8 protein-coding genes are annotated in these 25531 nt (G+C 69.5%); 6 read left to right on the plus strand and 2 right to left on the minus strand.

All coding sequences use genetic code 11. From position 1 onward, the window contains the following. Positions 1 to 127 precede the first annotated feature (127 nt). The 4 genes from J2S43_RS42425 (at position 128) to J2S43_RS02230 (ending at position 13307) form a co-directional block, all read left to right on the plus strand. Positions 128 to 2434 carry a DNA polymerase Y family protein gene (locus J2S43_RS42425; RefSeq protein ID WP_306826855.1) on the plus strand — a complete coding sequence of 769 codons (2307 nt, stop codon included), beginning with the start codon at positions 128 to 130 and terminating at the stop codon, positions 2432 to 2434. Between the two features lie 978 nt (positions 2435 to 3412). Then, entirely contained in the window at positions 3413 to 6745 is a 3333-nt protein-coding gene (locus J2S43_RS02220; RefSeq protein ID WP_306826857.1) for an error-prone DNA polymerase, read from the plus strand. 82 nt (positions 6746 to 6827) lie between these two features. Next, positions 6828 to 10052 carry a S8 family serine peptidase gene (locus J2S43_RS02225; RefSeq protein WP_306826858.1) on the plus strand — a complete coding sequence of 1075 codons (3225 nt, stop codon included), beginning with the start codon at positions 6828 to 6830 and terminating at the stop codon, positions 10050 to 10052. 99 nt (positions 10053 to 10151) lie between these two features. Next, positions 10152 to 13307 (plus strand): S8 family serine peptidase, encoded by a 3156-nt coding sequence (locus tag J2S43_RS02230; RefSeq protein ID WP_306826859.1) that lies wholly within the window; start codon positions 10152 to 10154, stop codon positions 13305 to 13307. 122 nt (positions 13308 to 13429) lie between these two features. Here J2S43_RS02230 and ybiA read toward each other — a convergent pair whose 3' ends face one another. Together ybiA and J2S43_RS02240 are read right to left on the minus strand one after the other, a co-directional pair. After that, positions 13430 to 13963 carry a riboflavin biosynthesis intermediates N-glycosidase gene (gene ybiA, locus J2S43_RS02235; protein ID WP_306826860.1) on the minus strand — a complete coding sequence of 178 codons (534 nt, stop codon included), beginning with the start codon at positions 13961 to 13963 and terminating at the stop codon, positions 13430 to 13432. Positions 13964 to 14063: 100 nt separating this feature from the next. After that, entirely contained in the window at positions 14064 to 17726 is a 3663-nt protein-coding gene (locus J2S43_RS02240; RefSeq protein WP_306826861.1) for a LamG domain-containing protein, read from the minus strand. An 820-nt stretch (positions 17727 to 18546) separates the two neighbouring features. Between J2S43_RS02240 and J2S43_RS02245 the strand changes: the two genes are divergently transcribed. Both J2S43_RS02245 and J2S43_RS02250 read left to right on the plus strand, forming a co-directional pair. Beyond that, entirely contained in the window at positions 18547 to 24804 is a 6258-nt protein-coding gene (locus J2S43_RS02245; protein WP_306826863.1) for an RHS repeat-associated core domain-containing protein, read from the plus strand. Positions 24805 to 24810: 6 nt separating this feature from the next. Continuing rightward, positions 24811 to 25476, plus strand: a complete 666-nt coding sequence (locus J2S43_RS02250; protein ID WP_306826864.1) for a hypothetical protein — start codon at positions 24811 to 24813, stop codon at positions 25474 to 25476. The last annotated feature ends 55 nt before the right edge of the window (positions 25477 to 25531 follow it).

Raw genomic sequence — 25531 nt, forward strand, 5'->3', positions numbered from 1 at the left:
TGCGGCCGGGTGATGCCGGCGTGCGACTGGATGGTGCCGGGGTGCGGCCGGGTGGTGCCGGGGTCGCGCCGCAGCCCGTCTCCCATGTCGATGCGTGTGCCGGCACTCGGCCGGCCGGATGCCCGGTATGAACGGCGACGATGCGCTGCGGACGCTGCTGGTGTGGTGTCCGGACTGGCCGGTGGTCGCCGCCGAGATCGCGGAGGGTGTGGCCGTGGGCGGGCGGGTGGCGGTGCTGAAGTCCAACCGGGTGGTCGCGTGCAGCGAGGCGGCGCGGGTCGAGGGCGTCCGGCGCGGGCTGCGCAAGCGGGAGGCGGAGAGCCGCTGCCCGGGCCTGACCGTGGTGGAGTGGGACTCCGGGCGGGACGCGCGCGCGTTCGAGCCGGTCGTCGCGGCGATCGAGGAGAAGGCGGCCGGCGTCGAGGTGCTGCGCCCTGGCGCCGCCGCGCTCGCCGCGCGCGGCCCGGCCCGCTACTTCGGCGGCGAGGAGCGGGCCGCCGAGCTCATCGTCGAGCACGTCGCCGCGACCTGCGAGGTGGAGGCGCAGGCCGGCATCGCCGACGGTACGTTCGCGGCCGCCCTCGCGGCCCGGCGCGGCGTCATCGTCCCGCCCGGCGGCACCCCGGAGTTCCTGGCCGGGCTCGGCGTGGAGACCCTGGACCGGCCGCAGCTCACCGACATGCTGCGCCGGCTCGGCATCCGCACGCTCGGCGCGTTCGCCGCGCTGCCCGCCTCGGACGTGCTCGCCCGCTTCGGCTTCGACGCGTCGCTGGCCCACCGGCTCGCCGCCGGCCGCGATCACCGCCCGCTGGCGGTCCGGCAGCCGCCGCCCGGCCTGGCGGTCACCGATACCTACGACGAGCCGCTGGACCGGGTGGACGTCGCCGCGTTCGCCGCCCGCACGCTCGCCGAGCACCTGCACGACCGGCTCGCCGCGCACGGCCTGGCCTGCACCCGCCTCGGCATCACCGCGGTCACCGAGCGCGGCGAGGAGATGTACCGCGTCTGGCGTCACGACGGCCTGCTCAGCACGGCTGCGATCGCCGAACGCGTCCGCTGGCAGCTCGACGGCTGGCTGACCGGCACCAGCCGCCGCCCCGCCACCGGCCTGCGCGCCGCGCCCCCGCGTCCGACCTCCGGCATCATCCGCCTCACGCTGACCCCGGAGGGCATCCTCGCCCACGCCGGCCTGCAGCCCGGCCTCTGGGGCGAGACCGGCGAGGAACGCCGCCGTGCCCACCGCGCGCTCAGCCGCGTCCAGGGCCTGCTCGGCCCCGACTCCGTCGTCACCCCGGTCCTCGCCGGTGGCCGCTCCCCGTCCGACGCCATCACCCTGATCCCCTGGGGCGACGAACGCACCCCCGCCCGCCCCGGCCCCCTCACCCCCGGCCCATCCCCGTCACCCACCCGCCGCCGCTCCCGCAAACCCCCACCCCAGCCCATCCCCGAGTCCCTTATCGACCCCCCGCCGGTTCCGGCGTCCCCGCCGGTTCCGGCCTCCGTGCCCGTCTCAGCTTCCGTGCCGGTTTCGGCTTCCGTGCCCGTCTCAGCGTCCGCGCCGGTCTCAGCGTCCGCGCCGGTCTCAGCGTCCGCGCCGGTTTCGGCTTCCGAGCCGGGCGCGGCTGAGCGGCGGCCCGCATCAGCGGGCGTTCGTGCGTCTGCTGATTCCTCGCCAGGCGCGGCACCGGAAGCGGCCCGGCCGCCTCGCGTCGCTCCGCTGCGGGCAACCGCAGCCACCGGCACCGATCTCCGGGACGCTCGGGAACCGGCCCGGAGATCGGTGGCGGCCCTGGCTGAAGTCGTGCCGCTGCGGCGCAAGCCGTCCGTGACCCCGCTGGACAGCGATGCCTCGATCGGCACCGCGCCGCAGGGCGACGCCGAGAATTCGGCCGGCGTCGGCACGGCGCCGCGAGGTGACATCGAGAATCCAGCCGGTGCCGGTGCGTCGCGGTGGGAGGGTGCGGAGGCCTGGGCAGTCGTGAGCGTGGATTCCTTCGCCGGTGGGGTGGCGCCGGCGAGCGATCCCGCCGCCTTCGATCGGCCGCGGGAACAGTCGGCGGATTCGGCGGCCGGACGGAGGCGGAGGACCGTGCCGAGCAGGGGTAGGCCGGGATGGCCCGGGAGCCTGTTGGCGCCGTCCCCAGCATTGGTGCCGGTGAAGCCCGGGCGGGCCCGGGTCTTCGATGCGGCGGGCGAGGAGGTGCGGGTCAGCGGCCGGCTGGAACTCAGCGGTGACCCGGCCCGGCTGGTCGCCGAGGGCAGCGACCCGATGGACATCATCGGCTGGGCCGGTCCGTGGCCGGTGGACGAACGCTGGTGGGCCCCGGCCGAAGCACACCGGCGCGTCCGTTTCCAGGTGGCGCTGAGCGGCGGCACCGCGCTTCTCCTGTCCCTGGCCGGCGGCCGCTGGTTCGTGGAGGCCCTCTATGACTGAGGACCCCCGTTCCGTCGTCGACTCGACGTTCTCTTTTTGCGTTTTTCAGCTCAGAGCCTCTGCTCGCAACGCACCGTCTCGCCAACCCCTGCCCGCTTTAAACCGAAAAATTATCACCCGGCGGTACGAACCAGCGCCAGAGCAACGCCCTGCCGCGCCATTCCGACCCGGCAATTACTCCATGTCAAGGATTCATCCCCCGCACACTCCAATAAGCCGAAATTTCGGGCACGGAGTGCCCGATCGCCGAGAAAGCCCACAACAGACACGTGTCCCGGCCCCACGGCGAGCCGTCGTGGAACGCCCCATCGGCGGGTGTTCGGGATGGCCGTGTGCTCCGGTGTCGCGGTGAGTTGTCGTGGAGTGGCTGGTCGGCGGGTGTTCGGGGTGGTCGTGTGCTCCGGTGTCGCGGTGAGTCGTCGTGGGTGCCCGATCGGCGGTGTCCGTGTGTTCGGGTGCCGCGGTGAACCGTTGATCGATGGGTGTCCGCGATGGTCGTGTGCTCCGGTGCCGCGGCGAGCCGTTCGGGGCCGGGCTTGCCGCGACGGTGCGTTGCGGCAAAGGGCTCTGAGCTGAAGAACGCGAAAGGAGAACACCGGGTCGGCGACGGTGGGCGGGAGGGCCGCCGGAAGCCGGGTGGCGATGGAATCGCGGGGGTTGAGGTGAGTGGGCTGGGACCGGCTCCGATGCGGCGTCCGGAGCGGCGGCGGAGGCCGCCGCGAGCGTTGCCCGCTCCGAGCATGCGGGCCGCGCCACGCCGGGAGTGGGAAGAGCGGCGGTGAGGTGGAGGTGATCGTGGGGCGCGGGGCGGCTCAGTGCCGGCGGGAGTTTGCGGGCCGCGCCACGCCGGGAGTGGGAAGAGCGGCGGTGAGGTGGAGGTGATCGTGGGGCGTGGGGCGGCTCAGTGCCGGCGGGAGTTTGCGGCCGCGCCATGCCGGGAGTGGGAAGAGCGGCTTGGGGTTTGGGAGGGGGTTGTGGGTGGGGTTCAGTAATCCGGATGTGCCATGGGCGGAGCTGGAGCGGAAGCTGTCCGGCGGGTACGTGGTGGATCCGCTGGCGGTGGAGCCGGATGGCGGGGATTCGCCGGCGTGGACGCGGAAACGGCGTGGGTATGAGGCGCCGGACGGGATCGCGCGTGGGGACGGCGAGGTCGCGTACGCGGAGTTGCACTGTCACACGAACTTCAGCTTTCTGGACGGGGCGAGTCACCCGGAGGAGCTGGCGGAGGAGGCGGTGCGGCTCGGGCTGAGCGGGCTCGCGGTGACCGATCACGACGGGTTCTACGGCGTGGTGCGGTTCGCGGAGGCGGCGAAGGAGCTGGCGCTGCCGACGATCTTCGGGGCGGAGCTGTCGCTGGATCTGCCGGGGCCGCAGAACGGGGAGGCGGATCCGGCGGGGGAGCACCTGCTGGTGCTGGCGCACGGGCCGGAGGGGTACGCGCGGCTCGCCTCCTCGATCAGCCGGGCGCATCTGCGCGGTGGTGAGAAGGGGCGGCCGGACTACGGGTCGCTGGAGCGGGTGGCGGCCGAGCTGGCCGGGAACGTGCTGGTGCTGACCGGCTGCCGGAAGGGGACGGTGCCGTCCGCGCTGCTGTACGACGGCGAGGACGCGGCGGCCTGGGAGCTGGACCGGCTGGTGAGCAACTTCGGTGCGGACAACGTGGCGGTGGAGCTGATCGACCACGGCGACCCGTTCGACGGGGTGCGGAACGAGGCGCTGGCCGAGCTGGCCCGGCAGCGCGGCCTGCCGACGGTGGCGACGAACAACGTGCACTACGCGACGCCGGGCCGGCGGCGGCTGGCGACCGCGCTGGCGGCGGTGCGGGCGCGGCGCAGCCTGGACGAGATGGACGGCTGGCTGCCCGCGGCCGCGACCGCGCACCTGCGCAGCGGCGCGGAGATGGCGGCCCGGTTCCGGCACTTCCCGGGCGCGGTCGCGCGGACCGTGGACTTCGCCCGGGACCTCGCGTTCGACCTGAACCTGGTGGCGCCGGAGCTGCCGGACTTCCCGGTTCCGGACGGGCACACGGAGATGAGCTGGCTGCGCGAGCTGACCTGGCGCGGCGCGCTGAAACGGTACGGCCCGCCGGAGGCCGCGCCGGACGCCTACGTGCAGCTGCACCGCGAGCTGGACATGATCGAGCAGCTGGATTTTCCCGGATATTTCCTGATCGTCTGGGACATCGTGGATTTCTGCCGTCGGAACGACATCTACTGCCAGGGGCGCGGGTCGGCGGCGAACTCCGCGGTCTGCTACGCGCTCTGGGTGACGAATGTGGACGCGGTGCGCTGGCAGCTGCTGTTCGAGCGGTTCCTGGCGCCGGAGCGGGACGGGCCGCCGGACATCGACGTGGACATCGAGTCGGACCGGCGCGAGGAGGTCATTCAATACATCTACCGGCAGTACGGACGGGAGCACGCGGCCCAGGTGGCGAACGTGATCTCGTACCGGCCGCGGTCGGCGGTGCGGGACGTGGCGAAGGCGTTCGGGTTCTCGCCGGGACAGCAGGACGCGTGGAGCCGGCAGATCGACCGGTGGGGCTCGGTCGCGGCGGTGGACGTGGAGGAGATCCCGGAGCACGTCGTCGAGTACGCGAACGCGCTGCAGACGTTCCCCCGGCACCTCGGCATCCACTCCGGCGGCATGGTCATCTGCGATCGGCCGGTGATCGAGGTCTGCCCGGTCGAGTGGGGGCGGATGGCCGGCCGCAGCGTGCTGCAGTGGGACAAGGACGACTGCGCGAGCGTGGGCCTGGTCAAGTTCGACCTGCTCGGGCTCGGCATGCTGTCCGCGCTGCACTACGCGTACGACATGATCGAACTTGATCTTGATTTGAGTGCGATGGTGCTGGACGATCCCGAGGTCTACGACATGCTGTGCCGCGCGGACTCGGTGGGCGTGTTCCAGGTGGAGAGCCGCGCGCAGATGGCGACGCTGCCGAGACTGAAGCCGCGCGAGTTCTACGACCTGGTGATCGAGGTGGCGCTGATCCGGCCCGGGCCGATCCAGGGCGGCTCGGTGCATCCCTACATCCGGCGGAAGAACGGGCGGGAGGAGGCCACCTACCCGCACCCGCTGATGCGTAACGCGCTGGAGAAGACGCTCGGCGTGCCGCTCTTCCAGGAGCAGCTGATGCAGCTGGCGATCGACGTGGCCGGGTTCGACGCGGGCGAGGCCGACCAGTTGCGGCGCGCGATGGGCTCGAAGCGGTCGGCGGAGCGGATGGGACGGCTGAAGGACCGGCTCTACGCGGGCATGGCCGAGCGGGGGATCAGCGGAGAGCTGGCGGACGACCTCTACGTGAAGCTGTCCGCGTTCGCCAGTTTCGGGTTCCCGGAGAGCCACTCGATGAGCTTCGCCTATCTGGTGTACGCGAGCGCGTGGCTGAAGCGGTATCACCCGGCCGCGTTCTGTGCCGCGCTGCTGAACGCGCAGCCGATGGGCTTCTACTCGCCGCAGTCGCTGGTCGACGACGCGCGGCGGCACGGCGTGGAGGTACGCCGGCCGGACATCAATCTCAGCGGTGCGATGGCGACGCTGGAGTCCACGCCGCGCACGGTCTGGAACGGGGGCGGGCCGGGCGCGCCGCCGCACTCGTGGGGCCTCGGCGGTCCGGTGGTGCGGCTCGGGCTGTCCGGCGTGCGGTCGGTGTCGCCCGAGGTGGCCGCCGCGATCGGGGAGGAGCGCCGCCTCAACGGCCCTTATACCGATATTTCTGACCTATCGCATCGGGTGGGGCTCAGCGCGGGTCACCTGGAGGCGCTGGCGACGGCGGACGCGTTCGCGGGACTCGGGTACGCCGATCGCCGCGCCGCGCTCTGGGCCGCCGGTGCCGCCGCGCAGGACCGCCCGGACCGGTTGCCGATGGGCGCGCCCGAGGCACCGCCGCTGCCCGGCATGGAGGCGGTCGACCGGCTCCACGCGGACGTCTGGGCCACCGGCCTCTCCCCGGAGAGCCACCCGGTGCAGTTCATCCGCGAGCGGCTGACCGCGGCCGGCGCGGTGCCGATCGCGCGGCTCAAGCGGATCGACGCGGGCACGCGCGTGCTGGCCGGCGGCATCGTCACCCACCGGCAGCGACCGGCGACCGCGGGCGGCGTCACGTTCATCAACCTGGAGGACGAGACCGGCATGCTCAACGTGACCTGCTCGCCGGGGCTGTGGGCACGTTACCGGAAGGCGGCCCGGACCAGTTCGGCGCTGCTCGTGCGCGGAATCCTGGAGAAGGCCGAGGGCGTCATCAACCTGGTCGCGGACCGTCTGGAGGCGGTGGAGGCGCCGATCTCGCCACCCTCCCGAGATTTCCGGTAATCGACACATGCAACACAATCACTGTGTTGGCGGTCTATACAGGTGAGTGCACCTCATCCACCCACGTTCCGGGGGAGACCGCATGCGACGTGTGATCGCCGCGCTGTCCGTGTCCGCCGCGTTCGTCGCCGTGCTACCCAGCACGGCGACGGCCGCCCCAGCAACAGTTCCGGCCACCGCCGGTCAGGCCGCACAGACCGTCACGCTCATCACCGGTGACCGGGTCACCGTTCGCCCGGGGGACCGCGTGGAGGTGACCCGTGGCGCCGGCCGCGAGCACGTCCGCTTCGTCACCAGCCGGGTCGGCGGCCACACGTCCGTCATCCCGTCGGACGCGGCGTCGCTGCTCGGCGCCGGCCGCCTCGACCCGCGGCTGTTCGACATCACCACGCTGATCGAGTTCGGCTACGACGATCGTCGCGCCGACCTGCCGCTGATCGTCGAGGGCGCGAGCCCGGCCGGTGCCCGCGTCGCCCGGGCGCTGCCCGGCGGCATGTCCGCGGTGCGGGCGGACCGGTCCGGCGAGACCTGGAAGTCGCTCACCGCCGGTGACGTCGCCGCCCGCCGGGCCGGCGGGACGATCTGGCTGGACGGCATCCGGAAGACGTCACTGGACGTCAGCGTGCCGCAGATCGGCGCGCCGGCCGCGTGGGAGGCCGGGTTCGACGGCACCGGCGCCACCGTCGCGGTGCTCGACACCGGCGTCGACGTCACCCACCCCGACCTGGCCGGCCAGGTCACCGCCGCGCAGAACTTCCTCGAGGGCGAGGAGGACGGCCTCGACCGGAACGGTCACGGCACCCATGTCGCCTCCACGATCGCCGGCACCGGCGCGGCCTCGGGCGGGCGTTACAAGGGCGTCGCGCCCGGTGCGAAGCTGCTCGCCGGCAAGGTGTGCAACCAGTTCGGCGGTTGCAGCGACTCGTCGATCCTGGCCGGCATGCAGTGGGCGGCCGAGCAGGGTGCCGACGTGGTCAACATGAGCCTCGGCGGGCCGGACTCGCGCGCGATCGACCCGCTGGAACAGGCCGTGCAGACGCTCACCGAGGAGTACGGCACGCTCTTCGTCATCGCGGCCGGCAACTCCGGTGGTGACCGCACGGTCGGCAGCCCGGCCAGCGCGGACTCCGCGCTCGCGGTCGGCGCCGTGGACAGGCAGGACGACCTGGCCGGCTTCTCCAGCCGCGGGCCGCGCACCGGCGACTCCGCGATCAAGCCGGAGATCACCGCGCCGGGCGTGGACATCGTGGCCGCGAAGAGCGCGACCGGGCAGATCGGCGGCCCCGCGCCGGTGGACGGGTACACCTCCCTCTCCGGCACGTCGATGGCCACGCCGCACGTGGCCGGCGCCGCCGCCATCCTCGCCGGGCAGCACGGCGACTGGACCGCGGAGCTGCTCAAGTCCACGCTGACCGGCTCCGCGAAGCCGAACCCGGAGATCGCGGTCACCGGGCAGGGCGCCGGCCGGGTGGACGTGGCCCGCGCGATCACCCAGACCGTGACCACCGCGCCGACCGCGCTCAGCTTCGGCCTGCAGCTGTGGCCGCACGCGGACGACGAGGCGCTGACCCAGACGCTCACGTATCGCAACGGCGGCACCGAGCCGATCACGCTGAACCTGGCGATCACGCCGGTCGGCGGCGCGATCCCGGCCGGGCTGGTCACGCTGTCGGCCACCTCCGTCACCGTGCCGGCCGGCGGCACCGCACCGGTGACCGTCACGGTCGACACGTCGCGGGAGATGCCGGACGCGTTCCACGGCGGCGAGATCACTGCCACCGCGGGCGACGTGGTGGTGCAGACGCCGTTCGGCGTGGACCGCGAGGTGGAGAGCTACGACGTGAACCTGAGCGTGCTCGACCGGACCGGCGCGCCCGCGACCGAGGGCCTGCTGATCTTCGTCGACGTCACCGGGCGGAACGTGATCGAGGTGGGGCTTCCGGAGACGCGGACGCGGCTGCCGAAGGGCGCCTACACGGTCGTCTCGCTGCTCTTCGAGGAGACCGGGGCGAGCACGATGGCCTCACACGCGCGGTTCACGGTCGACGGCACGGAGACGCTGACCATCGACGCCCGGCAGGCGAGACCGCTTTCGATCCGGGTCCCGGAACGGCAGGCCGCGGAGACCGGCGTGGAGCTGGTGGTGACCGGCCCGGGCTTCGGGCTGGGCTGGGCCACGGACACGTTCACGGGTAACTACACGCTGGACCTCGGGCCGGACACGCCGGTCGAGGGCTTCAACTCGCACATCGCCGCGTCGTTCGCGCGGAAGGACGCGAACGGCACGTTCCTCGACAGCCCGTACCACTACTCGGTGTTCTATCTGACCGAGGGCGGGTTCTTCACCGGGTTCGACCGGACGGTGCGGCAGCGTGAGCTGGCCACCGTGCAGGCCACGCACGGGAAGCAGGCCACCACCGCGAACGCCGGCGCGAAGGGCGCGTACCCGCTGCACCCGGCGACGTTCGGCGGCTTCTTCGTGCTGACGCCGTACTCCACGCTGCCGTTCAGCCGCACCGAGTACTACAACGCGGACCACGGCGTCGAGTGGATCCCGGTCTTCGCCGAGTTCGCGGACGGCGGCGAGACGGCCACGTTCCAGGAGTACGGCACGAAGACCGCGTACGAGCCGGGCCGTACGGTGCGGGAGCAGTGGAACCGGGCCGTGTTCGGTCCCGCGTTCCCAAATCCCGGGTACACGTTCGCCGGCCGCTTCCAGGACATCATCTTCCTGAACCCGCCGCTGTTCGGCGACGGCGCCGGCCGCGAGGGCTACACGGTGGAGGGTCTCGGCGACGTGTCGATGAAGCTCTACCGCGACGGGCAGCTGGTCGGCGAGTCCACCGAGCTGTACGGCGAGTTCCAGGTGCCGCCGGAGAAGGCGACCTACCGGGTGGACGTCACGGCCGCCCGGGGTGCGCCGCACCGGCTCTCCACGTCGGTCGCCGCGAGCTGGACGTTCACCTCGCAGAACACCGGCGGGGACGTGATCGTGCCGCTGCCGCTGTCCGCGGTGGTGTTCACGCCGCCGGTCGACGCCACCAGCGTGGCGCCGAAGGGCCGGACGATCTCGGTGCCGCTGACCGTGGACGTGCAGGAGGGGTCGGCCGCGGCGCGCAACCGGTCGCTGTCCGTGGAGGCGTCGTTCGACGACGGCGCCACCTGGCAGCGGGTGCGGGTCCGGGACGGTGCGGCGCAGCTGCGGCACCCGAACCGGGCCGGGTTCGTCTCGCTGCGGGCCACCGCGGTCGACCGGGCGGGCAATGCGGTCACCGAGACGATCATCCGGGCGTACGAGATCCGCTGATTCCGCGCGGTACGGGAGGGGGCGCGCTCCCTCCCGTACCGCCAAAAATCTCTATATGGGAATTTGTCACCGGAAGCCGGGCGGACGCGTCTTTCGGGCGTGAGACTACCCATTCGGCGAGCGATCGCCGCGCTGTCCGTGTCCACCGCGGCCGTCGCCCTGCTTCCGGGCACGGCGACGGCCGCGCCGCTCCCACCGGTCCACGATGGCCGGAGCGTCACACTGATCACCGGGGACCGGGTGACGCTCCACCACGGATCGGTGGACGTGCGGCGCGGCCCCGGCCGCGAGCACATCCGGTTCTCCACCACCCGGCACGACGGGCGGGTGTCCGTCATCCCGTCCGACGCCGCACCGCTGCTCGGCGCCGGCCGCGTAGACCCGCGACTGTTCGACGTGACCACGCTGATCGAGTTCGGCTACGACGACCACATGCCTTTGATCGTCCGTGGCGGCACCGGGAACGCGCGCGCCACACGGGCACTGCCCGGCGGGATGGCCGCGATCAGCGCGGACCGCACCGGCGAGACCTGGACGTCGCTGACCGGCGCCGCTGCCGCGCGCCGGACCGCCACCCCGGAGATCTGGCTGGACGGCATCCGCAAGCCCACGCTCGCCGACAGCGTGCCGCAGATCGGCGCGCCGGCCGCGTGGCAGGCCGGACTCGACGGGACCGGCGCCACCGTCGCCGTGCTCGACACCGGCGTCGACGGTAACCACCCGGACCTGGCCGGCAGGGTGACCGGCGCGCGGAACTTCACCGAGGGTGAGGAGGACGACGTCGACCACGTCGGCCACGGCACCCACGTCGCGTCCACGATCGCCGGCAAGCAGGGCGTGGCCCCGGGCGCGGCGCTGCTCAGCGGCAAGGTCTGCGTGACGTTCGGCTGCAGCGACTCGTGGATCCTGGCCGGCATGCAGTGGGCCGCCGAGCAGGGCGCGGACGTGGTCAACATGAGCCTCGGCGGTACGGACCTGCCGGGCCTCGACCCGCTGGAGGAGGCCGTGCAGACGCTCACCGAGGAGCACGGCACGCTCTTCGTGATCGCGGCCGGCAACTCGGGTGAGCTCGGCGACCAGACCGTGGACAGCCCGGGCAGCGCGGACGCGGCACTGACCGTCGGCGCGGTCGACAAGCGGGAGGGCCTCGCGGTCTTCTCCGGCAGGGGACCCCGCAAGGGTGACTACGCGATCAAGCCGGAGATCACCGCGCCGGGCGTGGACATCGTCGCGGCCGAGGCCGGGACGACCGGGCACGTGAGCGCGTCCGGCACGTCGATGGCCACGCCGCACGTGGCCGGTGCGGCCGCGATCCTCGCCGGGCAGCACGACGACTGGACGGCCGAGCGGCTCAAGGCCACGCTGGTCGGCTCCGCGAAGCCGAACCCGGAGATCGCGGTCAGCGCGCAGGGCGCCGGGCGGGTCGACGTGGCCCGCGCGGTCACCCAGACCGTGTCCGCGTCACCGGCCACGCTCAGCTACGGCCGGCAGCAGTGGCCGCATCAGGACGACGCGCCGCTCGCGCAGACGCTTACGTACCGTAACTGGGGCGCCTCTGGTCTTGATCTTGAGCTGTCCGTGTCGGACGTGCCCGCCGGGCTGATCACGCTGTCGGCCACGACCGTGAGCGTGCCGGCCGGCGGCACCGCGACCGTGACCGTCACCGTCGACACGTCCGCGGAGATGGCGGACCGGTTCTACGCCGGGCACGTCACGGCCACGGCCGGTGACCTGGTGGTGCGCACGCCGTTCGGCGTGGACCGCGAGGTGGAGAGCTACGACGTGACGCCTGAGGTGCTCGACCGGGCCGGTGCGCCGGCCGCCGACGGGTACGTCGCGCTCGCCGACCTGGACCGGCGGACCGTGCAGTGGGTCTACCTGCCGATCACCGCTCCGGTGCGGCTGCCGAAGGGCCGCTACGGGCTCTCCGCCGTGATCAACGACGCGCCGGACACCACGTTCGCCGCGCACCCGAGCTTCGAGGTGCGCGAGACCGCCACGGTGACGATCGACGCGCGCGCCGGGAAGCAGGTGTCGCTCACCGTGCCGAACCCGGCGGCCGAGGCCACGCTGGCCGAGGCCGGAGCGGAGTGGCCGGAGGGGTACGGCTCGTCCGCCGACGCCGGCAGCTTCGCGAACCTGTACAGCCTGAACATCGCGCCCGGCGCCACCCGCGACGGCTTCCACTCGGTCATCCACGGCAGCTTCGCGAAGCGGCACGCGGACGGCTCGTTCACCGACAGCCCGTTCTCCTACGACGTGCAGTACCTGGTCGAGGACGCGATGGTCACCGGATATCGGCACGCGGTGCGGCAGTCCGAGCTGGCCACGGTCACGGCCCGGCACGCGCGGCACGGCACCGGCGCGAACGCGGCCATCAAGGGCGCGCGGCCGCGGCACGACGCGGTCTCCGGCAGCTTCACCACCTCGCAGGAGTACCGGACGCTGCCGTTCACCCGGACCGAGTTCTACAACGCGGACCACGGTGTGCGGTGGGGGTCGTTCTTCCAGGAGGCCATCGTGGAGGACGGCTTCGTGAGCCCGTACTACCTGCAGTTCGGGCCGCCGGTCGCGTACCGGCCGGGGCGCACCGTCACCGAGCAGTTCAACAAGGCCGTGTTCGGGCCGTCCTTCCCGGACATGGGCTACCCGCAGGCCGGCCGCCAGGGTGACGAGATGTTCATCGCCCCGCCGCTGTACGGCGACGGCGCGGGCCGCGAGGGCCTCTCCGCGTTGCGGACCGCGTCGAAGACCGCGCTCTACCGCAACGGCGAGCTGATCGGCTCGGCGGACGACACCGGCGGCGCGTTCCCGGTGCCGCCGGACGCCGCCGACTACCGGGTGGAGATCACCAGCACGCTCGGTGAACCGGCCCGGCTGACCACGTCGCTGGCCGCGACCTGGACGTTCCCGTCCGCGCACACAGACCCGGCCACCTTCGCGGCGCTGCCGATGTCCGCGGTGGTGTTCACCCCGGCGGTGAACGACGAGAGCGTGGCGCCGAAGGGACGGGCATTCTCCGTGCCGGTGCGGGTCGACCGGCAGGAGGGCTCGGCAGCGGCGGCGAACCGGTCGCTGACCGTGGAGGCGTCGTTCGACGACGGGGCGACCTGGGCGCGGGTGCCGGTGCGGGACGGTGCGGTGCAGCTGCGGCACCCGGACCGGGCCGGGTTCGTGTCGCTGCGGGCGGTCGCGGTCGACCAGGCGGGGAACACGGTGAGCCAGACCTTGATCCGGGCGTACGAGATCCGCTGATTCGTCGTTGATCGGCGTGATCGGGTGATCGCTTGATCGGCGTGATCGGGTGATCGGGTGATCGGGTGATCGGGTGATCGGGTGATCGGGTTTTGGGGGAGGGCCGCTTCGGCCCTCCCCCTTCACAGTCGCTGCCGGACGTCCATTAGGGCGAAGCCGAGCAGGTTCAGGCCGCGCCACCGCCGCGGGTCCTGCGCACGCGGGTCGTCCGCGGCGAGACCGATGCCCCAGACACGGTCCAGCGGGCTGGCCTCGACCAGGACGCGGTCCTTCGTACCCGTGAGGTATTCGCCCATCGCGGTGTTCTGCTCGAACTTGGCGACGTTTCCGTCGACGACGATCCCGTAGCGGGCGTCCAGCCAGGTCTGCTCGACGAAGCCGCGCACCTGCCGACCGAGATCCTTGGCCTGCTTGGGGTGCCCGGCGTTCAGCACCCGGGCCGCGGTCTGCTCGTCACCGAACAGCATCGCCTTGCGCCACATCATGAAGTGCTCCGCCGTCGCGAACCGGTGGTCACCCACGGTGAACGGCGACGGGGCCCACTGACTCAAGCACTCGGCGCCGTCGCGGCGGGGCTGATGGCCCCAGAAGAAGACGTACTTCACCCGTTCACCGGCGGCCGTGCGGCGCTTCAGCTCCTCGATCACACGGCTCATTCTCCGCGGGCCGTCGAACCTTTTTTGCGCACGCGCCGAACGTCAGGATGCCGTACGGCCCTCGACCGCCCGTGGGGCGATCGAGGGCGGTGACGGTCGGTCAGCTTCCCACAGCGAAAAGCGCATGCACGGCGCTGCTCGTGGCAGCTCCCTGGAAGATGCTGACGTCGTCAATGGCGCCGTTCCAGTGGTCGGTCCAGCGGCCGGTGGGGTTGGTGGTGTCGGCGTAGCGGCTGGCGCCGAGGGTGAGTGGTCCGGCGGTCGGCCATTGGCTTGGCCAGGCACCGCTGGCTGCGAGGTCACCGTTGAGATGCAGGCGGACGGTCTTGGTGGGGGCGTCGAAGACTGCGGTGACGTGGGTCCAGACGGCGCCGACACCTTCCATGTCGACGGGCTTGTCGATAGCTGATATGCCGCTGCTGACCGCGGCAGCGGTGTCGGAGTTGTGCGTGTTGACGGCCCAGCGGTACTGGGTGGCGCCGTTGACTGTGTATCTGCGAATGCCAAGGGTGACGGCGGACTGCAAGCTGCCGGTGAGCGCCAGCGCGGTGTGATTAGCGCCGGTGAGTGCGTCCGGGCGTAGCCATGCGGAGACCGTGAACGACTGATCGGTACGGGCGACCGGGCTATTGATCCATGTCTCGTGCTGTCCGGCCGTGCCAGTGTTCCGCTGCGCGTACGCGCGTTCAGCCGTAGTGGTTCCGTAATGCGGGTCTGACGGGTCATCGGTGAAATGGGTGGCATTGAGTTCGAGGGCGCTGCCGCCGTCGCGCCCAGCGGTGACGCTTGTACCGGTGGTCAGGGAGAGACGCCGGTTGAACGGGGACAGATCAGGGGCCTGGCAGCTGAGGTCGGCAGACTGGTAGTCGCCTTCCTCGTAGCACCAGTAAGCGGTCTCGAAGCGCCACGCCGCGATCTTGATCGGCTCTATGATTCCAGGCTCGTCGATGCCTGCGGAGTCTTCTTCGGTGGCGAGTTGGCCGGTGAAGTCGTCGGTTACGAGGACGCGGTCGAAGAATTGGGCGTCGGCGACGCTGCCGCGCATCTGGTCAGCACGGTTTCCGGCGCTGGCGGCGCGGCCGATGACCACTGGCTTCGACGTGGTGACCGGCGTGCCGACGAGGATTTGGCTGGTTTCGGTGCCGTTGACCCAGAGGCGGACTTTGCCTTCGGTGCGGTCCCAGGAGCCGGCGAGGTGGGTCCATTGGTTGGCGACCGGTGGGGTGGTGGAGCAGAGGTTGAGGGCGGCGCCGTGGTCGATGCGGACGTTGACGGTCATGCACCATCGGGTGCCGCCGTCGGTGCGTAGCTGGAGCCGGAACGGGCTCCACTGGTTGCCGTCGGCGTCGGTGGAGATGATCGATTGGAAGCCGTTGAGGTCGTTGAGTTTGACCCATGCGGCGACGGAGTACGACTGTGTGGTGTCCGGCGTGAGGCCGGTCGCGACGGCTTGCGCCGCGGTGTTGTTGAACGTGAGCGTACGGCCGTTGAGTAGCCGGGCGTTGTCGGTCCATGACGTACTCGTCGTGGTCAGCGGTGTGTCGCCGGCGATCTCGTGCTGTTGGTCGGCGAGCGCAGCGGTGTCGTCGATGTCGGCGTAGGTCTCCAGGCCCCACTTCGCGGCGGCCGAGCGTGGCCTGGGCACGATGAAGTCTTCGCTCTTGCCGAGGACGCCATCGTTGAGGGTGACGTCGACGGCGTACGCGTGCAGGTTGATGAGCCCGTACTTGGGTGTGGTGAGTTTGACGGTTGCGGTCTTCAGCGCGCCGTTGGTGGTGGCCGCGATTTCGGTGGTCGGTGTCTGGTTCCAGCCGTAGCGGAACTTCGTCACGTCGGTGTCGGTGGTGGTGATGGTGTATTCGGCGACGGTGCCCGGCCCGGTGGGTGGTGTGGTCATGGTGATGGTGGGCTGGGCGGGCCGGGTGATGTCGGGGGTGAATTCGCACCAGGCGGACCAGGGGCCGGTGATGGTGTAGGGGGCGGGGTCGGTGGATCGGGCGCGGAAGGCGTATTTCTTGCCGTCGGTGAGGGTGACGGTGGCGGATTGGGCGAGGCCGCCGTTGGAGGCGCTGGTCTTGGCGGGTGCGGGGAGAGTGGTGTAGGTGCCGGTGGTGCTGACTTCGGCCCATTGCCATTCGACGGTTTGGGCGTGTCCGTCGGTGTCGTGCGGGATGGCTTGGAATTTGCCGGTGAGGGTGCCGACGGTGCCGCAGGCGGAGCCGTTGCCGGCGGGGCGGAGGCTGGTGGGTGCGGTGGGTGGGGTGTCGTAGTCGACGATGAGTTTGGCGTCGTTCATGGAGAAGCGTTTCCAGCGGTCCTGGACGCCTTCGAGGGTGCCGTTCTGGGCTTGGGCGGTGAAGGCGATGGTGATGTCTTTGGCGCCTTCGTTGGCGGTGGCCTGGATGCGGCTGGTGACGGCGGTGCCTTGGAAGTTGTTCCAGGGGTCGGGTTGGATGGTGCCGCAGCCGCCGGCTTCGTTGGCGTGTGAGGAGAGGGTGGCCATCCAGCCTTTGAGGCCGGTGGCCCAGGCGGTGCGGGGTGTGCCGGTGAGGGCTCCGGCGTACCACATGCTGGTGGGCTGGTTGGTGCAGGCCCAGGAGTGTTCGAGTTTCATCTGCACGTAGGCGGACTCGATGTGTTTGCCTTTGAGCGGTCCGGTGCCGAAGACGAAGAACGAGCGGTGGATGACGCCGGTGGAGGGGTTGAGTCCGACCCAGGCGTTGTGGACGTTGTTGGTGGAGTTGTTGTTCGTCGCGTATGCCCAGGTCCATTTCCCGGCGCTCCACGCCGGGTCGATGTAGAGCGGGAACGCGGCGGGCGGGGCGTCGAGCAGTCCGGTGTCCGGGATCAGGCGCAGATGCCCGTCGTCGGTGATCTGCGCGTCGACGTCTTTGATGCTGGCGGTGTCTCCCGGTCCGGCAGGGGTCGACGGTCGTGGGGCGCCGCCGCCGACCTGCGGTACGCGGGCGGCGGTGGTGGGGGTGGTGGTGGAGTCCCACATGATCGGGGCGTCGGCGGAGGCGATCTCGACCGTGTCGGTGATGGCCCGCAGGCCGCCGTCGGGGTCTTCGACGAGCCGGGCGTCACCGCCGACCTCGAACTGCACCTGCCGTACCTGCGGCGCATCGGCGGCCTCAGGCGTCTTGACGACCAGCACGTGCGTGAACCCGGTCGCGGTCGCGCGCAGTACCAGGTCTACGCCTGGCAGCACCTCCACGTACTTCGCCGCGTCACCGTCGATCGTGGGTGGTGGTAGCGGTGTGGGCCAGGTCAGGTGCATGTCTTGTCCGTCGCGGACGGTGGTGACTGCGGGGCCGTCGCCGCCGGGGGAGAAGCGGACGTCGGCCACGGACGCGGTCGGCCGGAGCGTGCCGTCGGAGGCGGGGCGCAGGTTCAGGTTCCGGTCGGACCAGGAACCGTTACCGCCACGGACCCGTTGTGGCAAGACACTGGATTCCAGCACGAGTTTGCCGGACGGGTCCGCGAAGACCTGCGAGTACTCGGTGCGTTCCGACACCACCTCGACCCGCTGACCCGAATCTGCGGCGTCGGCAAGAGCTTTGCCTTCGTCGGTCTGGGTGGCCTGTGCCGGTGCGGCGGCGGCTGTTGTCGTCCATAGTGCGGGCAGTGTGCCGGCGAGGACCGAGAGAGCGATGAGCGCTGCAGCGCGGCGATGTGCCTGTAGCCGTTTGCGGGCGGTGTGTGACCAGGACGGTGATGTCACCGGGACCCCCGTGGTTTGACGAGTGATGGCGGCCCGCACTCTAGAGATCTTGTGGCGGTTCGGTAAAGCGACTTGCTCACATCTGGTGTGCGGTCTTTGCACGGACTGTGCCGGGTCCTAGAGTTCCGGCGACCACTTTGATCATCGACGGGGGTCGTGGTGACATCACTTCCCGGGCACCACGCTGCCCGGATCTCGATGTGTCTTCGCTGGCAGTCGACGCGCGAGCGAGTGGCTGGCAACGCTACCGATGCTGTGAGCACGGAGGACTGACGTGGACCTGCGCCATCCGTTCGCCATACCGGCCCGGCTCGCCAGCCGGCGTACCCGCATGCTCGCGGTGGTGCTCGCCGCCGCGGTGTGTGCCCCGCTGCTGGCGGTGCCACCGGTGGAGGCTGCACCGGTCCAGCCGCACCTCGAGGGCCAGCAGGTGAAGATCACCCGCACCGGCGCAGAAGTCACGCCGGGTAAGGCAGCGGTTCCGACCTCGCACAACAGTGTGGACATCCCGGATCCGGTGTGGCCGGGCGCGGGTGCGGTCACCGCGACGGTGCCGGCGACCGGGGCCAGCAAGGTCTCCGCGGCCGGGCTGCCGGTGTCCGTGGCGCGTGCGGACGGTGCGCTGCCGGAGAAGGTCGCGGTGGAGGTGCTGGACCGCAGGGCCGTGCCGGAGGCGCTGCGCGACGGTGTGGTGCTGCGCGTCGGTGGTAAGCAGAGCTCGGCCGCCGGTGACGCGACGGTCGCGGTGGACTACAACGCGTTCAGGTACGCCTACGGCGGTGACTGGGCTTCGCGGCTGCAGCTGTGGCGGCTGCCCGAGTGTGCGCTGACCACACCGGAGCGCGCCGGTTGTTCCGCGGTGCGGCTGGAGTCGGACAACGACGGGGTCGCCGGCACGGTGAGCGCGGTGGCCGAGGTGCAGCCGGTGGGTGTGGCGCAGGCGGCGAGCAGCCGGGCGGAGCTGGCCGGTGACGTGCCGGCCGCGCGGACGAGCGGCACGCTGCTGCTGCTGGCCGCGGACAACGAGGGTTCGTCGGGTGACTTCGGCGCGACCTCGCTGGCGGCGACGTCGACGTGGAGCGCGGGCGGGAACTCGGGCGGGTTCTCCTGGTCGTACGGGATGGGCACGCCGCCGGTGCACGCCGGCCCGGCGCCGAAGCTGCAGCTCGGCTATTCATCGTCCAGCGTGGACGGTCGCACGTCCGCGTCGAACAACCAGCCGTCGTGGCTGGGTGAGGGTTTCGACCTGGAGACTGGTTACATCGAGCGGCAGTACATCGGCTGTAACGCGGACACCGAGAACGGTGCGAACAACCCGGAGTTGCTGCGGACCGGGGACCTGTGCTGGCGGTCGGACAACGCGACGATCAGCTTCCAGGGGTCGTCGACCGAGCTGGTCTATCAGGACGGCAAGGGCTGGCACGGCCGGTCCGAGGCCGGCTGGGTGATCAAGCGCCTCAACAATGGCACGAACGGCGACAACAACGGCGAGTACTGGGAGCTCACTGCGGTTGACGGCACCCGCTACTACTTCGGCTACAACAATCCGCCCGGTCAGAGTGCCGGTACGAATTCCGTCTACACGGTGCCGGTCTACGGCAATCACGCCGGTGAGGAGTGCCACCAGGCCACGTTCGGCGCGTCGAGCTGCGACCAGGCGTGGCGGTGGAACCTCGATTACGTCGTTGACGTGCGCGGGAACACGCTCTCGTACTGGTACGAGCAGGAGAAGAACCAGTACGCGACGCGGGCGACCAGTAGCGAGAACGTCGACTACGTGCGCGGTGGCACGCTGGCTCGCATCGACTACGGCACCTGGGACCGCGGCACGACTGACCGGTCGGTCAAGCCGGTCGCGCAGGTGCTGTTCGCGACCGGCGACCGGTGCCTGACCTCCTGCACCCGGGACAATCCGGATCAGTGGCCGGACGTGCCGTGGGACAGCGAGTGCAAGCTCGACGCGACCGAGTGCGGCACGAACTACTCGCCGACGTTCTGGTCGACGAAGCGCCTGGCGTCGATTACGACGCAGGTGTGGGACACGACGGTGTCGCCGGCGAAGTGGCAGCCGGTGACGTCGTGGACGTTCGCGCACTCGTTCCCGGACCCGCATGACGGCACGAACGCGGGCCTGTGGCTGGACTCGATCGTGAAGACCGGCCTGGTCGGCGAGGCGATCGCGATGCCGCCGATCACGTTCACGCCCACGCCGATGCCGAACCGGGTGCTCACCGACGTCAACCAGACGAACTCGTGGCAGCGGCTGACCCGGCTGACCACGGAGACCGGCGCGTTCACCGACATCGAGTACACGCTGCCGGAGTGCAAGACTGGCAACCTGCCCGCGTCGCCGCAGACGAACACGTTGCGGTGCTATCCGGTGATCGGCCCGGACCCGCTGGACCCGGACGGGGCGGACATCACCGAGTACTGGCACAAGTACCTGGTCACCAAGGTGATCGAGAACGACACCCCGCTAGCTGACTATCGGGCGCCGTCCAAGGTCACTACGTACATCTACAAGGGGACCCCGTACTGGGCGTTCGCGGACGACAACGGCTTCACCAAGCCGAAGCGCAGGACCTGGAGCCAGTTCCGGGGGTACGAGACGGTCGACACCCGGGCCGGTAGCGGCGCGGCGAAGACCCTTTTCCGTGCCACCTATCTGCGGGGTATCGAGGGCAAGGTTTCCAAGGCCTCCCTGGGCGAGGACGTCACGGACCAGAAGGCGTTCGCCGGGATGGTGCGGGAGTCGGTTACGTACAACGGCACCGAGGACAAGCCGCTGTCCAAGACGGTCTACGTGCCGTGGCAGTCGGAGCCGACCGCGTCCCGGACCATCGGCAACGACACCGTTCACGCCCGGTTCACCGGTACTCGGGTCATCCACAGCGGCGAGGCGGTCGGCACCACCTGGCGGGTTGGGCGGGTCGAGTCGACGATGGAGGGCACGTACGGTTCGGTGACGCAGGTGCAGGACGACGGCGACACGACCGTCACCGGTGATGAGACCTGCACCGTCTACACGTACAACCGCAACACCGGCAAGCACATCGTGCATCTGGCCAAGCAGATCACCACCACCGCACTGCCATGCAAGGACAAGCCTGCTACGGCCGACGACATGGTGTCTGACCTGCGCACCACCTACGACGGTGCGAGCAGCCCGGACGTCGCGCCCACCTTCGGCAGCACGTCCAAGGTCGAAACTATGGTCGGGTGGACGGCGTCCAGTGGCACGCAGTGGCAGACCGGTAGCAGCATGACGACGGACACGTTCGGCCGGGTGAAGACCGCTACCGACTCGCGCGGCAACACCACCCAGACCGACTACACGCCGGCGTCCGGTGGGCCGGTCACCGGGGAGAAGACCACCAACGCGCTCGGCTGGACGTCGACCAAGGTCAAAGACCCGTACTGGGGCTTGACGAGGAGTGCCACGGACACCAACGGCCGGGTCGCGACGGTCAAGTACGACGCGCTCGGGCGTGTCTCCAAGGTATGGGACGTCGGCTGGGCCGAGGCGGACGCGGACAAGAAGGACAAGCCGTCGACCCGGTACACCTACAGCTTCGCGACCGGCCGCAACGCCTACCCGTACACGAAGACCGAGACGCTCAACGCCTCCGGCAACTACCTGCTCTCCTACCAGATTCTCGACGGTTTCCTGCGCTCCCGCCAGATACAGACGACCACCGCGGTCGGTGCCGACCGGGTTGTCGCGGACACCATCTACGACGAGTGGGGCCGCGTCTCCGCCGTCTACGGCTCACATGCGGAGGTCGGCGCGCCGACCGGCGTTCTGTGGGGCGAGCCGGAGTGGTCGATCCCCTCGGTCACCCGCACCGTCTACGACCTCGCCGGCCGCGGCACTGACACGATCTTCCTCGCCGCCGAAGGCACCACGAACCAGGTCGAGAAGTGGCGCAGCACCATCGTCTACGGCGGTGACCGCATGATCGTGACGCCACCGCGTGGTGACGTGCCGACCACCACCATCAACGACTTCCGCGGCAGGGCCGTCGAAATGCGGCAGCACAACACCGCCGCCGGCGTGGCCGGTGACTACGTCACCACCCGGTACGGCTACAACCGCAAGGGCCACCTGGCGAAGGTGACCGACACGGCCGGCAACGAGTGGACGTACGGCTACGACATCAAGGGCCGGCAGATCAGTGCTAGCGACCCTGACCGTGGGCCGATGACCGTTGGGTACAACGCCTACGACGAGGTGGTCCGGACCACGGACGCGCGCGGCGAGGTCCTGGCCTACTCCTACGACCAGCTCGGTCGCAAAACCGGCCTCTACGACGATTCCACCAGCGGCAACAAGCGCGCCGAGTGGGTCTATGACCGGCTCGCTGGCGGCCCGCAGGTACGCGGCATGATGACGCAGTCGGTCAGGTACGACAACGGCAACGCCTACCGCACGCAGATCGTCAACTACACCACCCGCTACCAGCCGACGGCAGTCAACTACGTCATACCCGCCGCCGAAGGAGCCCTGGCCGGGTCATACCTGTTCGGATACTCATACGCGGGCTCGGACGGGTCGCCCACCACGGTGGAGTACCCGATCGCAGGCAACCTCCTCACCAGGGAAGGGGTCACCACCACGTATGACCCCGGGAACGGCCTGCCGACCGGACTGACCAGCACCCTGGCCGCCGGTGCCAGCTATGTCACGCGGCAGGACTACACGGCACTGGGCGAGCCGACGGTCACCGAGCGCAAGTACGCGACCGGTGCCTACGTCGAGAGCGCCGCCTCGTACTGGGAGGACGGCACTCGCCGCTACCGGGGAACGAAGATCCTGACCGAGACCGGCACCGGTTCGGTATCGGACACCACCTACCAGTGGGGTCCCGCCGGGAACATCGAGTCGATCTCGGACAAGCCCGCGGTCGGTGATGCCGACACCCAGTGCTTCACCTACGACAAGCTCCGCCGCCTCACCTCCGCCTGGACGCCGAAGCCCGACGTCGCCTGCACCACCGCACCGAGCACGGCGAACCTGGGCGGACCCGGGCCGTACTGGACGGACTGGACCTTCGACGCGATCGGCAACCGCACCGCGGAGACGAACCACACCGCCACCGGCAACAGCACCACCACCTACGCCATCCCGCCGTCCGGCGCCGACTCCATCCGCCCGCACGCGGTAACCGGCAGCACCACCGTCACCTCCGGCGTGGCCGCGCCCATCAACCGCTCCTACGGCTACGACCAGGCAGGCAACACGACCAGCCGGCCCGGCGTCGCCGGAACCCAGACGGTCACCTGGGACGCCGAGAACCGCGCCTACACCACCATCGAGGGCAACACGACCACCTCGTACGTGTACGACGCCAACGGCACCCGGCTGATCCGCCGCGACGGCACCGGCACGACCCTCTACCTGCCCAGCATGGAGGTCCGCCTCAACCCGGACAACACCAAGGTCGCCACCCGCTACTACAACTTCGCCGGCGAAACCGTCGCATCCCGCAACAACAGCCAGAATACCGGCCTGACGTGGCTGTTCAGCGACCACCAGGGCACCCAGAACATCTCGATCGGGCCCGGAACGCAGTCCGGCACGGCGCAGACCGTCACGATCCGCCGGCAGGACCCGTACGGCGGCACCCGCGGCCAGGCCGTGGCTTGGCCGAACGGCAAGGGCTTCGTCGGCGGCGACATCGACCCGACCGGCCTGACCCACATCGGCGCCCGCGAGTACGACCCGGCGTTGGGCCGGTTTATCTCCGTCGACCCGATCATGGACCTCAAAGACCCACAACAATGGAACGGCTACGCCTACGCCCACAACAGCCCGATCACCTTCAGCGACCCCACTGGCCTGCGGGACTGCGACTTCGCCGACTGCGGCAGTGGCGGCGAGAGCAAGGGCGACTGGGACGGCGACAAGGTAATCAGTCCCGTCCCAGGAGCATCGCGAGGGGCCGATCAGCCGAAGCTCGGGTTCGGCAGGCCCGGCGGCGGCCGCATCACCAACAACGGCCAGCGCACCACACCACGCGGCTCGTACCAGCAGTTCCAAAACCCCACAAGCCTCGAATTCCTGGAACAGTACGACTGCACGTACGGATGCCACTACAGCTCAAAGGACCCGGAGACGCTCAAAGAGGCGGACATCAGTTACGCCTGCGCAATCCTCCATGACTGTGCCATGGCAGACCAGGTTGCGGCCGAAAGGGGGATTGCTCTCGCCAATGTGATGAGTTTCGTCCCGATAATCGGTGTGCCATGGAGTATCAGGCTGGCAATCAATGCCTTCGGTAAGGGCGACTATGTCGATGGAACACTCGAAATAGCCGGCATCATCCCGATCGCTAAGGCTACCAAAGCCCTCGACATCCTTGATTTCCTCAACGACGCGCGCAAGGGATCTAAGGTCGCTGACGACGGCGCCGACACGGCCTTGGATGCAGCGGGTGACGTGTGCAAGGTACCGGCTCTCAAGAGCTTCGCCGCAGAAACGCGGGTTCTGATGGCAGATGGCTCCGCGAAGCCTATTGCAGAGATCAGCGTGGGTAACATGGTTTACGCGGGTGACCCGGTCACAGGCGAAGTCGGTGCGTACCGCGTTACCGCAGTGTGGGCCCATGAGGATGATGTTGTCGACCTGCTCCTCTCTGCTGGGGCCCTGGCCACGACTGAAGATCATCCCTTCTGGAGTGAAGACGGTCAGGAATGGCGTTCTCCCGGTGAACTTGAAGTAGGCGAACATCTGCGTGCCGACGGTGCTGCCATCCTGGTTGCAGGTATAGCAGACGGTTCACGACGTACCGTCATGGCCTACAACCTGACGGTTGAGAACCTCCACACGTACTTTGTGCTCGCAGGCCCAACCCCAGTGCTCGTACATAACTTTGGTTGCGATGTCCCAACCCTTGACTCGACGGGTAAAGTTCACGGTGAGTTGCCTCCAGGCAACCGCGTTCCATCTCACTGGACGGTTGAAGAGCTTGAACAACTTGAGAGCGAGTTGGTTATGAGCATCAAGCGTCGTAAAGAGGTTAATTCGGATCTGGGGTTGGACTATGGCCATGCAAAGCGTGTGGCTGACGAGGAGGCTTTGCTTCGTGATGTTCGCAATAAGTTGAATGGTAAGTGATGAATTATGGAGGTCGTGCTCGATGGGGACGCTCTAGTCCAAAGGCTCCTTGATCCTGATCGTAGCTCCGAGCAGCGTGGAGAAGATGCATACTTGCTGCTGCAAGAAATTTTTCGTGGGTATCCGGTAGCAAAGTTGAGTGCGTTGCTGGGGAGCAACAATATTGAAGTAGTCGAGTCTGGAATTTGGGTTCTTGCTGAGTTGGGGGCCGCTGCCGTGTCGCTGTTGAGGGAGGTGGAGCCCCATCTCCGATCCCGAAGTCGGAAAGTTCGCTATTGGTCGATCGGTGTAGTCCACTCTAGTGCGGGATCCGAAGATGGGAAGATTGTCGCGGAGGCGTTCGGGTTATTGGAGGATGATGATGTTGTAATCCGACGTGCCGCCCTATTTTTTCTGTATAGATCCAGTGAGGTGCAGTTAACTGCCGCAATTGATTACTGCGGCGGAGGGAGGTTCGGTAGCTTGTTGGCTTGGTTGAGGGATGTCTCTAGTAGTCGGGATGCTTTCTCCACAATCGTGAAAAAGCTTCAGAGTTCTGACCGTCTGGCCAGATTGGTGGCGGCTGCGGCTGCCGCTCGAATCTATGGCCGCGAAAAATCGGCCCTTGAGTGGGCGGCGGCCGAAGGGGATGAGGAAATTAGCGTTTTTGCTGCGAGGGAATTGCAGGGCTAGTGCGGCAGTCGCCATTTGCTAGTTGAGCAGCGCGTATTCTCGGTTGGGGCGTGTG

Source organism: Catenuloplanes nepalensis, from assembly GCF_030811575.1.
In the GTDB taxonomy this organism is placed as follows: Bacteria; Actinomycetota; Actinomycetes; order Mycobacteriales; family Micromonosporaceae; genus Catenuloplanes; species Catenuloplanes nepalensis.

Excerpts from the sequence above, each read along its gene's own strand:
- J2S43_RS42425 (WP_306826855.1), top strand. The coding sequence starts at position 128 with ATGAACGGCGACGATGCGCTGCGGACGCTGCTGGTGTGGTGTCCGGAC.
- J2S43_RS02225 (WP_306826858.1), top strand. The coding sequence starts at position 6,828 with ATGCGACGTGTGATCGCCGCGCTGTCCGTGTCCGCCGCGTTCGTCGCC.
- ybiA (WP_306826860.1), bottom strand. The coding sequence starts at position 13,963 with ATGAGCCGTGTGATCGAGGAGCTGAAGCGCCGCACGGCCGCCGGTGAA.
- J2S43_RS02250 (WP_306826864.1), top strand. The coding sequence starts at position 24,811 with ATGGAGGTCGTGCTCGATGGGGACGCTCTAGTCCAAAGGCTCCTTGAT.